The organism is Novosphingobium sp. G106 (genome assembly GCF_019075875.1).
Taxonomy (GTDB): Bacteria; Pseudomonadota; Alphaproteobacteria; order Sphingomonadales; family Sphingomonadaceae; genus Novosphingobium.
On sequence record NZ_JAHOOZ010000003.1, the window covers coordinates 233,553 to 248,002 of the forward strand.

Here is a 14,450-nt window from a genome sequence, read left to right on the forward strand (position 1 = left end):
TCACTGCCCCATACGCAGCGCCGCGCCGCAACCCTCAAAGCTAATCGCTGAGCAGCGCCTTCAATTTGGTCCGGGCACGGTAAAGCCTGGTCTCGACGGTTTTCTCGCTGACCGATAGCACCTGTGCGGCCTCGCCCTGGGTCAGGCCATCGACCGTTCTTAGCACCAGAACCTCGCGCAAGCGCGCGGGCAACCGCGCCATGGCGGCGGTCACGCGTAGCAGCTCGGTCCGGTTTTCAGCTTGTACATCGGCCGGGACAGCCTCGTCGAAAATGCCGGCTGCGTCGTCCAGCGGTGCCGCGCGGGTGAAAAACGACCGCACCCGGCGCCGGCGAGCCCAGTCTCGGCATTTGTTGAGCGCAATCTGCCTGAGCCAGACGGAGAACGGTCGTTCGCGGTCGTAGCGTCCAAGCGATGCAAAAGCCGCGACAAAGGTTTCCTGGGTGACATCGAGAGCTTCATGCGCATCTCCGGTGGTTGCGCGGACCAAGCGGAATACGCCTTCGCGGTGCCGCGCCAGTAGCTCGCGGTAGGCGTCTTGCCGGCCGGCGAGCGCCAGCGCCGCGAGTTCCGCGTCGCTGCCATCGGACAGCGGCAGACTCACCGTTTTTCAGGCGGTGACGTGTCAGGGGTCAGGGCCTTGACCACGGTTCTGTCGAACTGTGCTGTCTGCTCAGGCTTCAGGACGGCCCGCATGGCAAACAGATGCTCGAGCGTTTCCTTCTGCATCTCTCCCATGACCTGATGCGTGTGATCGATCGCCGCGGTGACTTCGGGACCGTAGCCATGCTCAGCCTCGATCGCTTCAGCGAGATGGGCGTTCGCGGCTCGCATCTCGAGTTCGAGCGACTTTCTCCGCGTGGCAAATCGCTGCTCGATTGCCTCAATCTTCACTTCCTGCGCAGCATCGAGTTTCAGTTCCTTGTGCAGCAGCGCGTGAAGTTCGGTTTCTGTCTGTTTTTGAGGCGCGAAGAGCGTGCGCCCGGCATAGGTGCCGCCCATGGCCGCCACGAAGGCGACGATCGCGATCAAGACGACCCGCTTGCCCCAGTTCACGGATGAACATCGAGCAGGGTCGATGGTGCGAGCGGATTGTCGGGCGCAAAGGGCGACATTGGCTGCGCGGACGCAGGTTCACTACCCGCGAGCCCGCCTCCTGCAATTCCCACGATCAATGCGAGGGCGACGGCAAAGCCCATCACGCGCGGCGTGGCCGCCGCCTCTCGCCTGCGGCGCGCAAGGCACGCGAATACGGCATCGTCGATCTCGTCCAGCTCCACAGGAACCGGCAAAGCGCCAAGGCGGTGAAGCGCCTGATCAATATCGGGCACGGGCAGTCTCCTTAAGTCTCGGCTCCCTATACGCGGGCGCCAACGCGATCCCTCACGAAAATTCCTCGAGAAAATTCCAAGGGGTTGCGCCGTCGGCTGCGTATTTCGGGTGACACGCAGCCCAAGGAGATCGCCAATGCGTTTGCCAAGTCTTGCCCTCGCCGTCGCAGCTCTGGGGCTTGCGGCCCCGCAGCTTGCCGCGGCTCACACCGCGCTCGTCTCGTCGAGCCCCGCGGCCAATGCCACTGTCGCTGCCCCGACCAAGATCGAGCTGCGCTTCAACGAGGCCGTCATCGGCGCCACCGCTCGCGCGCAGATCGCCATGACGGGGATGCCCGGCATGGCAAATCATGCGCCGATGGCGATCACCGGCTTCACCGCCCAGATCGGCAAGGACCGCAAGTCGATGACGCTGCTTCTCAGGCGCCCGCTCATGGCTGGCACCTATCAGGTGACGTGGACCGCTGCGGGTGCGGACACCCACCGCATGAGCGGCAACTTCAACTTCACGGTGCGGTAGGCCGCATGGACAACCTGCCCGTCATCGCCCTTCGGTTTGCGCTCTACGCCGACCTGATGGTGCTGGCGGGCATGGCGGCGTTTTCGTTCTATGCCCTGACTCGCGACGAGTACGCAGCCGGCGTCTTGCCTCTGGCCAGACCTGCAATCGCGCTGTCGTCGGCCGGATTTTTACTCTCCGCTCTCGCAATGCTTGCCCTCGTTGCGTCGATGACCGGTTCGAGCCTGCGGGTCATCGATCGCGCAAGCCTGAGCGAAATCGTCGGCGAGACGGCAATCGGCATTGCGTGGATGGTTCGCATGGCCGCCATGACGGTAGCTGTCCTCTCCGCGCTGGCCCTTACGCGAAGTCCAACGACTGCTCGCGTCGGCCTCCTTGTCTCGGCGGCACTTGCCGTCGCGACGCTGATCTGGACCGGCCACGCCGGTGCGACCGAGGGATGGCCGGGAACCGCCCATCGCTTCAGCGACATTGTCCATTTGTTGGCGGCAGCGGTCTGGATTGGCGGCATCGCCGCCTTTTCATGGATGTTGTTTCGGCCCGTCGCTGCCCGGTCGAAGGCGCATCTTGCAATAGCGCATCGCGCGCTCGACCGATTTTCGCGCGTCGGCACGCTTGCCGTCGGTCTGATCGTGGCAACGGGCATCATTAATTGCCTGGCCGTCGTGGGCTTCCCGCATTTCACGCAGCTGCCCCTGACGGCATACGGCAAGCTGCTGATTTGCAAGCTGCTGCTGTTCGCCGCGATGTTGGCGATCGCAGCGCTCAATCGCTGGCGCCTGACACCAGCACTGGGCTTTGGGATCCGCAATGACAGCCCGACCTTGGCCGTGGTCGGTCTCAGGCGAAGCCTGCTGGCCGAGGGCAGTGCCGCGCTCGCTATCCTCGCCCTGGTCGCCTGGCTCGGCACCCTGGACCCGCTGAGCACAACAAGATGAATTGGCTGTTGACCCTGACATGATGTGAAGGTTCATGAAGTGGCGACTGAAGGAGCATTTGGCATGGCCGAGTCGCATCACGATCACCACCACGGCGCCCATTCCGGGTCGCCGATAGCGGAACTGGCAGTCGATCCTGTCTGCGGAATGAGCGTCGATCCTGCGGTTACCCCGCATGTCGCGACTCATGCCGGCGCACACCATTACTTCTGTAGTGCCGGCTGCCTCGCCAAGTTCAACGCCGATCCAGCACGCTACGCAAGCGGCGCGCCAGAGCGAGCCGAGCCAGTGCCCGAAGGCGCAATCTGGACCTGCCCGATGCACCCCGAGATTCAACGGCCGGGTCCGGGAAGCTGTCCGATCTGCGGCATGGCGTTGGAGCCGATGACACCGACGCTGAATGACGGGCCTTCCGCCGAGTATTCCGACATGAAGCGGCGCTTCGTTATCGGGCTGATCCTGGCGTTGCCGGTAGTCGCGCTCGAGATGGGCGGACATCTTCTGGGCCTCAACCAGGTGATCGGCCAGCAGATGTCGAACTGGCTGCAAATGGCGCTCGCGACGCCGGTCGTGCTCTGGGCTGGCTGGCCGTTTTTCGAGCGCGGCTGGGCCTCGCTGAAAAGCCGTCATCTCAACATGTTCACGCTGATCGCCATGGGAACGGGTGTCGCCTGGACCTACAGCGTGGCGGCCACGCTCGTGCCGGATGTCTTCCCGATGGCGTTCCGCACGGCCCACGGCGCGGTTCCGGCTTATTTCGAGGCGGCGGCGGTGATCACGGTGCTGGTCCTGCTCGGCCAACTGCTCGAACTGCGCGCACGCGAGACGACAAGCGGCGCGATCCGTGCCTTGCTCGACCTCTCGCCCAAGCTCGCGCGGCGGGTTCGTACCGATGGATCGGATGAGGAAATCACGCTCGATGCGGTTCTGGTCGGCGACACGCTGCGGGTTCGCCCAGGCGAGAAGGTGCCGGTAGACGGCGTGGTCCTCGACGGCCGCGGCACTGTCGACGAGTCGATGGTAACCGGCGAGTCCATGCCCGTGACCAAGGAAACTGGCTCGAAGCTGATCGGAGGCACGATCAACCAGACCGGCGGCATTGTCATGCGTGCCGAGAAGATCGGGCGCAACACCATGCTCTCGCGCATTGTCCAGATGGTCGCCGATGCGCAGCGCAGCCGTGCGCCGATCCAGCGGCTTGCCGATACGGTTTCGGGCTGGTTCGTTCCCGCAGTGATCGCGGTCGCGGTGCTGGCTTTCATCGTCTGGTCGCTCGTCGGTCCGCCCCCTGCGATGGGCTATGGCTTGATCGCAGCGGTCGCGGTGCTCATCATTGCCTGCCCTTGCGCGCTTGGTCTCGCGACGCCGATGTCGATCATGGTCGGGGTTGGGCGAGGGGCGCATGCGGGCATTCTCATCAAGAACGCGGAAAGCCTCGAGCGCATGGAAAAGGTCGACACGCTCGTCGTCGACAAGACGGGCACGCTCACGCAGGGCCAGCCCGCTGTGGTCGCTGTCGAGACGACCGAAGGTTTCGGCGAGGACGAAGTGCTGCGCCTTGCCGCCAGTCTCGAACGCAGCAGCGAACATCCGCTGGCGCTTGCCATCGTCAAGGCCGCGGAGGATCGGAACCTCACCATCAGCGAGCCCAGCGAAGTCGATCAGCCTGTCGGAAAAGGGATCACGGGCCTCATCGACGGACGCCGCATTGTCGCGGGCAATGCACGATTTCTGGACGAGCAGGGCATTGCGACGGCCGATCTTGCCGCGCGAGCCGACCGGCTTCGCAGCGAAGGCGCGACCGCGATCTTCCTTGGTGTTGATGGCAAGATGGCGGGTGCCATCGGCATCGCGGATCCCATCAAAGAAACGACGCCTGCAGCGCTCAAGGCACTCGCCGAGGCGGGCCTCCATATCATCATGCTGACCGGCGACAATCGCGTCACGGCAGAGGCGATTGCCCGCCGCCTGGGTATCGCGGATATTGAGGCCGATGTTCTGCCCGACCAGAAGAGCGCGGTAGTCAAGCGCCTGAGGGAACAGGGCCGGATCGTCGCCATGGCCGGCGACGGTGTGAATGATGCGCCCGCGCTCGCTGCCGCCGACGTCGGCATTGCCATGGGTTCGGGCACCGATGTCGCGATCGAAAGCGCAGGGGTGACACTGCTCAAGGGCGATCTCACCGGCATTGTCCGCGCCCGGCACCTCAGCCATGCGACCATGGGCAACATTCGCCAGAACCTATTTTTCGCCTTTGCCTATAATGTCGCGGGCATACCGGTGGCGGCGGGCGCGCTGTACCCGTTATTCGGCTTGATGCTTTCGCCGATCATCGCCGCGGCGGCGATGGCCCTCTCCTCGGTGAGTGTCATCGGCAATTCCCTGCGTCTCAGGAGAGTCGCGCTATGAATATCGGAGAGGTGTCGATTGCGACAGGTGTGTCGCAGCGGATGATCCGTCACTACGAATGCATCGGCTGATGCCGCTGCCCGACCGGCGTGACAATGGATATCGAGACTATCCGCCCCGTTCGGTGGAGCGCCTGCGCTTCATTGCCAATGCCCGCGATCTGGGGTTTTTGGTCGAAGAGATATCCGCGCTTCTCGGACTATGGGATGATCGGGAAAGAGCTAGCAGCGAGGTCAAGGCTATCGCGCTCGAACATGCCTCGGATCTTGCGCGCAAAGCGGCGGCACTGGAAGCGATGCGACGTACGCTGCTCGACCTGGTCGAGGCGTGCAGCGGCGATGCGCGCCCCGATTGTCCGATCCTTGCCGGACTAGCCGAAAAGCGCGAGCGCCGCCCGACCCCGGAATTGACAGCGGCCCGTCGCAGGCGGAAAGAAGTCGTGTGAAGCGCTGGTTTACTCTGTTGCTGCTTGCAGGAGCACTGCTTGGCCTGGTCGGCCAAGAAGCAGCCTTTGCGCGTGTCATGCCGGCTCCGAAGGCCGAGCCAGTGTCTGCTTCCGAGCAGATGAGCCCAGAATGCGCGGAAATGATGGGGCTCACAAAGCAAAAGCCGAAATCCGATCAGCCCTGCCAGGGCATGACGCCCGAATGCATCGCGAAGATGGGCTGTGCGGCGCCTCTGGCGCTGTTGCCGCCCCTGGCACCCGATGCAGCGCCGGAATTCCGCGCCATGCTTCCGGATATCATACCGGCAGCCCCCCTTGTCGGCCGAAACTTCGGTCCAGAGCCCGAACCACCCGCACGCCTTGGCTGAACCCGAGCGGTGCGCGGCGAACCCGTAGGTTCGCCTCGTGCCTCCCCATTGTTCAACCAAGGATACCCCACATGAAGACGTTTCTCACGCTCGCCGCTGTCGCGGCAGCACTCGCTACCGCATCCGCCGCCTCGGCGCATGATACAGCTACGGGCCATTGGGAGTGGCGCAGCCAGCCCACGTTTGGCCCCAAGTCGACCGGACCCTCGCGCCTCCGTGTTTGGGTCAAGGGCACCGAGGCCAGCATGGCTAACTGCGACTGCGGCATGATGAAGACCGATGATGCAGGATGCATGGACATGCGCGGCAAGGGCGCAGCCCCTTCGGCCGGCTAAGGCGATTGCCTGGCCGATAGCGATAGAGCCCAAGGCCAGGCGCGCGGCGCCGGCGGAGTATGACCCCCCTCCGCCGGCGCCCCGTTAGCCCCAAGCCTTTGAGGCGCGTCGCTTCCTGCCGATCAGGAGACACCCATGCGAATGATTGTTCTGGCGCCGCTGCTCGCGGCGATCCCCAGCGCAGCCCTGGCTGAGCCGCTAACTTTCGACGCGGCGCTGCGGCGTGCCGGAAGCGAGGCGCCGTCACTCAAGGCGAGCGCGTCCGGTGTTGATGCCGCTCGTTCCGCCGAGACAGCATCGGGCCAGCTGCCCGATCCCACGCTGTCCGTCGGCATCGATAATTTTCCCATTTCGGGGCCGCCTGCCTTCAGTTTCACGCGCGATAGCATGACGATGGCCCGCATCGGGGTGGAGCAGGCATTCCCCAACCCCGCCAAGCGCCGAGCCCAGCGCGAACGCGCGCAGGCAGACATTGGCATTGCCGAGGCAGGGGCCGCGATCGAAGCGCAGAACGTCCGTCTCGAAACCGCGCTGGCCTGGGTCGATCTCTACTACGCGAAGCGGCGGCTCGCCCAATTGCAGGTCCTCGATCAAAGTCTCGGCGATCTTCAGGCGACGGTATCGGCAAGGCTGGCCTCGGGCTCGGCGCGCCCCAGCGCGGCGCTCGAACCCGAGCAGCTGCGCGCTGCAGTGAGCGACCGGCGCAGCGAACTGACTGCCGATGTCGGCAAGGCTCGGGCGCGCCTCGCGCGCTTTACCGGCGATCCCGAGGCCGAAATAGCGGGCGATCCCCCCATGCTCGATGTGGATCGCGCCGAGCTGGCGGCAGGACTTGCGGAGCTGCCGCGCCTGCAGTCCCTCGATTCCCAAACCAAAGCGGCCGACGCAGAGACCGAACTTGCCCGTGCCGACAAGCGTCCCGATTGGCGGGTCAACACTTCCTACGGCCGCCGCGATCCCGCCTATGGCGACATGGTCTCGGTCGGTGTCAGCATCGACCTGCCGCTATTCGCCAAGCGCCGGCAGGATCCCAAGATCGCCGCGCGCGCGAGCGAGGCCGAGCGAGCGCGGTTGATGCGCGCGGCCGGCGAACGCGAAGTCGTAGCCGCGCTCGATGGCGATCTCGCCGACCATGCCATGCACCATCAGCGGCTCATGAACGCGCGCAATACCCTGGTGCCGCTCGCCACACGCCGGGCCGAGCTCGACATGGCAAGCTATGCCGCAGGCAAGCTCGATCTCGGAAGCGCGCTGCTCTCGACGCTCGCGCTTGCCGAAGCCGAGGTCGATGCGCTGGCACGCGAAGCCGATGTCGCGCGCGACGCGATCCGGATCAATTTTACCTATGGAGAGACGCAGCCATGACCTGGCAGGCGAAACAGGCGGCGCTGTGGGGCGCTGGAGCATTGACCGTGGCACTGATCGCTGGTGGCGGCGGCTATTGGCTCGGCCACAGGGAAGCCCCTGCGAGCGAAACGGCGTCGACCCAGTCGGGGCGGAAGGTCCTCTACTGGTACGACCCGATGGTGCCGGCCGAGCACTACGACAACCCCAATTCCCTATCGTCGATGGGGATGAAGACACAGCCCAAATATGCCGATGAAGCGCCTGCTGCGAATGCAGAACCCGGCGTCAGTATCGATCCGGCCGCGAGGCAAAACCTTGGACTGCGCACGGCAACGGCACAGATCGGCAGTCTGCCATCGGCGCTCACCGTCACCGGCACGATCGATTTCAACCAGCGAAATGTTGCGGTCGTCCAGGCGCGCTCAGGTGGGTTCGTCACGCGGGTCTATGGCCGCGCGCCCGGCGATGTGATCGGCGCTGGTGCGCCGATCGCGGACCTGCAATTGCCCGAATGGGGCGGCGCGCAGGGAGAGTTTCTCGCCGTCAAACGGCTCGGCAAGCCGGAACTCACCGCCGCCGCAAGGCAGCGCCTGCGGTTGATGGGGATGTCGGACGGATTGATCGCGGGGGTCGAGCGTAGCGGGCGCACGAACGGCACGGTGACGATCAGCTCGCCAATTGGGGGGGTCATCCAGACACTCGATGCGCGTGCAGGCGTGACGCTCGCCCAGGGCCAGACACTCGCGCAAGTGACCGGGGTCGGGACGGTGTGGCTGAACGCCGCGGTGCCCGAAGTACAAGCGGGTACGCTCAGGATTGGCCAGAACGCGACCGCAACGCTCGCCGCTTTTCCAGGTGAAACTTTCACTGGCCGGGTCATCGCAATCCTGCCGACAACGCAGGCGGAGAGCCGCACGCTGACCGTGCGGATCGAACTCGCCAATCGCGGCGGACGGCTGCGCCCCGGCATGTTCGCCAGTGTCGCCCTCGGCGGCGATCAACGGCAGGCCCTGCTCGTCCCGAGCGAGGCCGTGATCCGGACCGGCGCTCGCACCCTCGTCATGCTCGCTCTCGATGGTGGCCGGTACCGCCCGGCCGAAGTGCGCGCCGGCCGGGAAGGCGGCGGAAAGACCGAAATCCTCCAAGGCCTAAGCGCTGGCGAGAACGTTGTCGCGTCCGGCGAGTTCCTGCTTGATTCCGAGGCGAGCCTGACCGGCATCGCTGCACGCCCGCTGGAGAGCCGCAAGTGATCGCCAGCATAATCCGCGCATCTGTAAGAGCCCGCAATCTGGTGATTGCGATCGCTCTGGTTCTGACCGTGATCGGCATAGCGGCGGTCAGGACCACGCCGGTCGACGCGCTCCCGGACTTGTCCGACGTGCAGGTGATCATCCGCACGACCTACCCGGGCCAGGCGCCGCAGATCGTCGAAAACCAGGTCACCTATCCGATCACCTCGACCATGCTCTCGGTACCGGGTGCGCGCGTCGTGCGCGGCTATTCCTTCGTCGGTGACAACTTCGTCTATGTGCTCTTCGACGACGGCACGGACCTCTACTGGGCGCGAAGCCGCGTGCTCGAATATCTAAGCCAGGTGCAGAGCCGCCTGCCCGAAGGCGCCAAGGCCTCACTCGGCCCCGATGCGACCGGGGTCGGATGGATCTACGAATATGCGCTGGTCGACAAGACCGGTCGGCACGATCTCGCTGAGCTGCGCTCGATCCAGGACTGGTTCCTGCGTTTCGAACTCAAGACCGTTCCCGGCGTCGCCGAGGTCGCGAGCATCGGCGGCATGGTCAAGCAGTACCAGGTCGTCGTCGATCCACAGAAGCTCGCGGCCTATGGTGTGACGGCCGATCAGGTGGCCGAGGCCCTGAAGCGCGCCAACCAGGAGACCGGCGGGGCGAGCGTCGAGATGGCGGGCGCCGAATATACCGTGCGCGCCAGCGGATACCTCAAGACGCTCGATGACTTCCGCGCGGTGCCGATCCGCACTGCGGCGGGCGGTATCCCGGTCACGCTGGGCGACGTTGCCACGATCCAGATCGGCCCTGAAATGCGGCGCGGCATCGCCGAGCTCAATGGCGAAGGCGAAGTCGCCGGCGGTGTCATCGTCATGCGCCAGGGTCAGAATGCACGAGCGGTTATCGATGGCGTCAGGACCAAGCTCGACGAACTCAAGAGAAGCCTGCCGCCCGGCGTCGAAATCGTCCCCACCTATGACCGTTCGGGACTGATCGATCGTGCCGTCGATAACCTCACGGGCAAACTCTTCGAGGAGTTCGTCATTGTCGCGCTCGTCTGCGCGCTGTTCCTGTGGCACGCGCGCTCGGCGCTGGTCGCGATCCTGACCTTGCCGCTCGGCATCCTGACCGCATTCATCGTGATGCGCCTGCAGGGGCTCAATGCCAACATCCTGTCGCTCGGCGGCATCGCTATCGCCATCGGCGCGATGGTCGATGCGGCGGTGGTGATGATCGAGAATGCGCACAAGCATCTCGAGCGCTGGCATCGCGACAATCCTGATGCCGAGCCGGACAGTGTGACGCGCTGGCGGCTCGTCACCGAGGCCGCCGCGGAAGTCGGGCCGGCGCTCTTCCTCAGCCTCCTCATCATCACCTTCTCGTTCCTGCCGATCTTTACGCTCCAGGGGCAAGAAGGACGACTGTTCTCGCCGCTGGCTTTCACCAAGACCTATGCGATGGCGGCTGCTGCCTTCCTGTCGATTACGCTGATCCCGGTACTTATGGGCCTGCTGATCCGGGGCCGCATCCCAAGCGAGGACGCAAATCCGATCAACCGCTGGCTTGCGCGAGCATACCGCCCGGCGATCGATTGGGTCTTGCGGCGGCCCAAGCAGACTTTGCTGATCGCCGCGTTGATCTTCGCAACCACGCTTTGGCCGATGTCCCGGATCGGCGGAGAGTTCTTGCCCCAGATGAATGAGGGCGATCTCCTCTACATGCCCTCGGCGCTGCCGGGCCTTTCGCCAGCGGAAGCGGGCCGGTTGCTCCAGCAGACCGACCGGCTGATCAAGACTGTGCCAGAAGTTGAAAGTGTCTTCGGCAAGGCCGGCCGCGCCGACAGCGCGACCGATCCCGCGCCGCTCGAAATGTTCGAGACGACAATCCGCTTTAAGCCCCGCGACCAATGGCGTCCGGGAATGACGCCGGAGAAGCTGGTCGATGAGCTTGATGCGCGGGTGAAAGTGCCGGGCCTTGCCAATTTCTGGATCCCACCGATCCGCAATCGCATCGACATGCTCGCGACCGGGATCAAGAGCCCGGTCGGCATCAAGATCGCGGGGGCCGACCTTTCCGAGATCGACCGCACGGCAAAGCAGATCGAGCAGGTGGTAAAGGGCGTTCCCGGCGTAAGCTCGGCGCTCGCCGAACGACTGACTGGCGGGCGCTATATCGATGTCGACGTCGATCGCGCTGCGGCGGGCCGCTACGGTCTCAACGTCGCGGACGTCCAGGCTGTAATCTCGGGCGCGATCGGCGGTGAGAACATTGGCCAGACGGTCGAAGGTCTGGCGCGTTATCCGATCAGCGTGCGTTACCCGCGCGAGCTGCGCGACAGCCCCTATAAGCTGGCAAGCCTGCCGGTTCTGACGCCCTCTGGCCAGCAAATCACACTGGGCACGGTGGCCAGCGTTCGGGTCAGCGACGGTCCGCCGATGCTCCGGAGCGAGAATGGCCGGCCCGTCACCTGGATCTACGTCGATGGACGCGGCCGCGACATGCAGGCGCTGGTCAGCGACATCCAGCGCGCGATTGCCAAAGACGTGACACTACCGCCCGGCGTCAGCGTCTCCTACACCGGCCAATACGAGTTCTTCGTCCGCGCCAAGGAACGGATGAAGCTCGTCATCCCGGTGACGCTCGTGATCATCTTCGCGCTGCTCTACCTGACCTTCCGCCGCTGGGACGAAGCTCTCCTGATCATGGGCACGCTCCCGTTCGCGCTAACCGGTGGCCTCTGGCTGCTCTACCTGCTCGGCTACAATCAATCGGTCGCAAGCGCGGTCGGGTTCATCGCTCTCGCCGGCGTCGCGGCGGAGTTCGGCGTGGTCATGCTGATCTACCTGAAGCATGCGCTCGCGGAGCGCGGTGACGCCCCCGATGCGGGCCAGGTCGAAGGCGCGGTACGCGAGGGCGCGCTTCTGCGCGTGCGGCCCAAGGCGATGACCGTCGCAGTGATCCTTGCCGGCCTGCTGCCGATCCTGCTCGGCACCGGCACGGGCTCCGAGGTCATGAGCCGGATCGCCGCTCCGATGATCGGCGGGATGCTCACCGCACCGCTACTCTCGATGTTCGTTATTCCCGCCGCCTACCTGCTGATGCGGCGGCGCGCTGTTTCCCAACCTGTTCAACCCGAAGGAGAAGACCGATGAAACCTCTATATCTGACTGCTGCGCTTGCCGCTGCCGTGCTGCTTTCCGGCTGCGGCAAGAAGGCTGAGACCCCCGCTGCCGAGCCATCTGCGGCGCCGGCGCCTGCCGTCGCCAGTGCCGCTAGCGACATGGGCAAGATGGACATGCCCGTTGGGGCGACCATGGCGAAGAGCACAGGCACGGTCACCGCGATCGACAAGGTGGCCGGAAAGATCACGCTCGATCATAAAGCAATCCCCGAGGTCAAATGGCCGGCGATGACGATGGCCTTCGCCGCCAAGCCCGCGCTGCTCGAGAGCGTCGCGGTGGGAGACAAGGTCGCCTTCGACGTGACGATCACCGGCAATGCCGGCGAAGTCACGGCGATCAAGAAGCAGTAAAGGAGAATGGGCCGGTCGCGGCAGTCGCCGCGGCCGGCCCTCTCAGACTGTCCGCGGCGCAAGCAGAATGATGCCGGCCCCGACCAGGCAAACGGTCGCCCCGATCCCATCCCAGCGGTCGGGCCTCAATCCCTCGACTGCCCACAACCATCCCAGCGAGGCGGTGATATAGACGCCGCCATAGGCAGCATAGGCACGGCCAGCGGCGTTGCTGTCGACCAGCGTCAGCAGCCAGGCGAAAAGCGCGAGCGATGCCATTCCCGGCACGAGCCACCACGGTGACTTGCCGAGACGGAGCCATGCCCAGAAGCTGAAGCAGCCGGCAATTTCGGCAAGTGCGGCCCCCACATAAGCAAACAGCGTTGGCATCAGACGCGGCTCCTTGAAGCGTCCGGGTCGGGCGCCAGCGCTTCGATGATCCGGCACTCGGCAACGGTGCCGCCGCCGCATGACGCGATGACGGCGCTCAGCTCGCGCCTGAGCGCAGTCAGGTCGGCGATCTTGCGGTCGACCTCGCGTAGATGCTCGCTGGTGATCTGATCGACGGTCGCGCAGTCGCGAGCCTGATCGTCCGACAAGTCGAGCAAGGCGCGGACCTGTTCGATCGCGAACCCGAGGTCGCGCGCACGGCGGATGAAAGACAACCGCGCAAGATGTTCGCTTCCATAGCTCCGGTAGTTGCCCTGCGTCCGCGCCGGCGCTGGCAGCAAGCCCGTCTGCTCGTAGTAGCGGACCGTTTCGACCTTGGTGGCGGTCGCCTTCGCCAGTTCGCCGATTTTCATCGCTTGACCCTCTAGTTGCTAGAGGGTGCATAGGGGACGCCGTAGCGAGAGTCGCGCGAGGAATTTCGGATGGCCGATCAGTGTTGTGCCAGTTCCTGCGGTACCCAAGGGACGCTGGACGATCCGCGCTGGCGGCGGGTGCTCTGGATCGCGCTCGGCCTCAACGCGGCCATGTTCGCGGCCGAGATCGTGGCCGGCGTGATGGCGCATTCGCGCTCGCTTCAGGCGGATGCGCTCGATTTTCTGGGTGATGCCGCCAACTATGCAATCAGCCTCGGCGTGTCGGGCCTAGCGGTGCAATGGCGGGCGCGATCGGCCTTGCTCAAAGGTCTGACCATCCTGCCGTTCGGTCTGGGCGTACTCGCATGGGCAGTCTGGGGCCTCGTCCACGGCTCTTCTCCCGATCCGTTTGCCATGGGCTTCGTCGGGTTCGTCGCCCTGCTGGTCAACCTCTCGGTCGCTCTGATGCTCTTCCGCTACCGAACGGGCGACGCGAACATGCGCTCGGTATGGATCTGTTCGCGCAACGACGCGATCAACAACGTGCTGGTGATCGCCGCGGGTCTCGCCGTGCTGTGGTCGGGTAGCGGTATTCCCGATTTGCTGGTCGCGTTTATCATGGCGGCGCTGGGGATCAGCGGGGGATGGCAGATCGTGAGGCAGGCGGCCGGGGAGCTTCGCCAGGAGGCCGGGTCGCCGAACCTACCGAGGATGCAGGGGGAATAGCCGATGGAAAACAGACGGCGATCAAGACGGTTTGCCTTGCCGGCCCATGTCATCAGGAGGCGCCAGCCCTTGCCTCGTGCGCTTGGCCTGATTGCGGGACTGGTCTTGGCGCTCACGCTCTGGATCGGGGTCTCGACTACGGCCGTGCACGCCGCCGAGTTCATGGGCTGCACGGAACTTTCCGCCGACATCGAGACACATTTGAGCGCCAACGACAGCAAGCAGCCCGGCGTCCCCGACAACCAGGCTCAGCATCAACATGGCACCTGTCACGGTCACTGTTTCAGCCTGCCTTCCATCGACACAATCGAGACGGCCATTCCGCTCGCGCTGACCACATGGCGCATCGGGACCGCAACTGAGCCCGACTCTATCGCGGCCACGAGCGAACTCAGACCACCCATCGCCTGACGCGAAGTACGTCCGCGCCGCCCCACGCCCGCGCGGACATTCGACCTTTCGTCAGGAGTCCA

The 14,450-nt window shown here is 64.9% G+C and carries 16 protein-coding genes and 1 pseudogene; 12 read left to right on the forward strand and 5 right to left on the reverse strand.

Annotated elements, in window-relative coordinates; all coding sequences use genetic code 11:
• Positions 1-40 precede the first annotated feature (40 nt).
• Genes KRR38_RS33275 through KRR38_RS33285 form a run of 3 tightly spaced genes read right to left on the reverse strand, consistent with a single transcriptional unit; the run spans position 41 to position 1,331 of the window.
• On the reverse strand, positions 41-604 hold the full coding sequence (locus tag KRR38_RS33275) for an RNA polymerase sigma factor (RefSeq protein ID WP_217408056.1): 564 nt from the start codon (positions 602-604) through the stop codon (positions 41-43).
• Positions 601-1,032: a periplasmic heavy metal sensor gene (locus KRR38_RS33280; protein ID WP_256449654.1), complete on the reverse strand. Its 432-nt coding sequence runs from the start codon at positions 1,030-1,032 to the stop codon at positions 601-603. Before KRR38_RS33280 ends, KRR38_RS33275 begins: the two co-directional genes overlap by 4 nt.
• Positions 1,033-1,052: 20 nt before the next feature.
• Complete coding sequence (locus KRR38_RS33285) at positions 1,053-1,331, reverse strand: hypothetical protein (RefSeq protein ID WP_217408058.1); 279 nt, start codon at positions 1,329-1,331, stop codon at positions 1,053-1,055.
• 136 nt (positions 1,332-1,467) lie between these two features.
• Between KRR38_RS33285 and copC the strand changes: the two genes are divergently transcribed.
• From copC to KRR38_RS33335, 10 genes and pseudogenes are all read left to right on the forward strand, one after another.
• Positions 1,468-1,851 carry a copper homeostasis periplasmic binding protein CopC gene (gene copC / locus KRR38_RS33290; RefSeq protein WP_217408059.1) on the forward strand — a complete coding sequence of 128 codons (384 nt, stop codon included), beginning with the start codon at positions 1,468-1,470 and terminating at the stop codon, positions 1,849-1,851.
• 5 nt (positions 1,852-1,856) lie between these two features.
• Complete coding sequence (gene copD, locus KRR38_RS33295; RefSeq protein WP_217408060.1) at positions 1,857-2,789, forward strand: copper homeostasis membrane protein CopD; 933 nt, start codon at positions 1,857-1,859, stop codon at positions 2,787-2,789.
• Positions 2,790-2,852: 63 nt separating this feature from the next.
• Positions 2,853-5,198 (forward strand): heavy metal translocating P-type ATPase, encoded by a 2,346-nt coding sequence (locus KRR38_RS33300; RefSeq protein ID WP_217408061.1) that lies wholly within the window; start codon positions 2,853-2,855, stop codon positions 5,196-5,198.
• A pseudogene (gene cueR / locus KRR38_RS33305) lies at positions 5,195-5,643 on the forward strand (Cu(I)-responsive transcriptional regulator). Before KRR38_RS33300 ends, cueR begins: the two are co-directional and overlap by 4 nt.
• Entirely contained in the window at positions 5,640-6,011 is a 372-nt protein-coding gene (locus tag KRR38_RS33310; protein ID WP_217408062.1) for a hypothetical protein, read from the forward strand. Before cueR ends, KRR38_RS33310 begins: the two are co-directional and overlap by 4 nt.
• A gap of 71 nt (positions 6,012-6,082) precedes the next feature.
• Complete coding sequence (locus KRR38_RS33315; protein ID WP_217408063.1) at positions 6,083-6,346, forward strand: hypothetical protein; 264 nt, start codon at positions 6,083-6,085, stop codon at positions 6,344-6,346.
• Positions 6,347-6,481: 135 nt separating this feature from the next.
• Complete coding sequence (locus tag KRR38_RS33320; protein ID WP_217408064.1) at positions 6,482-7,711, forward strand: TolC family protein; 1,230 nt, start codon at positions 6,482-6,484, stop codon at positions 7,709-7,711.
• Positions 7,708-8,943, forward strand: a complete 1,236-nt coding sequence (locus tag KRR38_RS33325; RefSeq protein ID WP_217408065.1) for an efflux RND transporter periplasmic adaptor subunit — start codon at positions 7,708-7,710, stop codon at positions 8,941-8,943. The genes KRR38_RS33320 and KRR38_RS33325 overlap by 4 nt, the downstream gene beginning before the upstream one ends.
• Complete coding sequence (locus tag KRR38_RS33330; RefSeq protein ID WP_217408066.1) at positions 8,940-12,089, forward strand: efflux RND transporter permease subunit; 3,150 nt, start codon at positions 8,940-8,942, stop codon at positions 12,087-12,089. Before KRR38_RS33325 ends, KRR38_RS33330 begins: the two co-directional genes overlap by 4 nt.
• Positions 12,086-12,469 (forward strand): copper-binding protein, encoded by a 384-nt coding sequence (locus tag KRR38_RS33335; protein WP_217408067.1) that lies wholly within the window; start codon positions 12,086-12,088, stop codon positions 12,467-12,469. The genes KRR38_RS33330 and KRR38_RS33335 overlap by 4 nt, the downstream gene beginning before the upstream one ends.
• A 42-nt stretch (positions 12,470-12,511) precedes the next feature.
• Here the strand turns inward: KRR38_RS33335 and KRR38_RS33340 are convergent, their stop codons facing one another.
• Both KRR38_RS33340 and KRR38_RS33345 read right to left on the reverse strand, forming a co-directional pair.
• Positions 12,512-12,838 (reverse strand): YnfA family protein, encoded by a 327-nt coding sequence (locus KRR38_RS33340; protein ID WP_217408068.1) that lies wholly within the window; start codon positions 12,836-12,838, stop codon positions 12,512-12,514.
• Positions 12,838-13,251 carry a helix-turn-helix domain-containing protein gene (locus KRR38_RS33345; protein ID WP_217408069.1) on the reverse strand — a complete coding sequence of 138 codons (414 nt, stop codon included), beginning with the start codon at positions 13,249-13,251 and terminating at the stop codon, positions 12,838-12,840. The genes KRR38_RS33340 and KRR38_RS33345 overlap by 1 nt, the downstream gene beginning before the upstream one ends.
• A 69-nt stretch (positions 13,252-13,320) precedes the next feature.
• Between KRR38_RS33345 and KRR38_RS33350 the strand changes: the two genes are divergently transcribed.
• Together KRR38_RS33350 and KRR38_RS33355 are read left to right on the forward strand one after the other, a co-directional pair.
• The gene (locus KRR38_RS33350; protein WP_217408070.1) at positions 13,321-13,977 is read left to right on the forward strand and encodes a cation transporter; all 657 of its coding nucleotides are present in this window, start codon (positions 13,321-13,323) and stop codon (positions 13,975-13,977) included.
• Positions 13,978-14,082: 105 nt separating this feature from the next.
• The gene (locus KRR38_RS33355; protein WP_217408071.1) at positions 14,083-14,388 is read left to right on the forward strand and encodes a hypothetical protein; all 306 of its coding nucleotides are present in this window, start codon (positions 14,083-14,085) and stop codon (positions 14,386-14,388) included.
• The last annotated feature ends 62 nt before the right edge of the window (positions 14,389-14,450 follow it).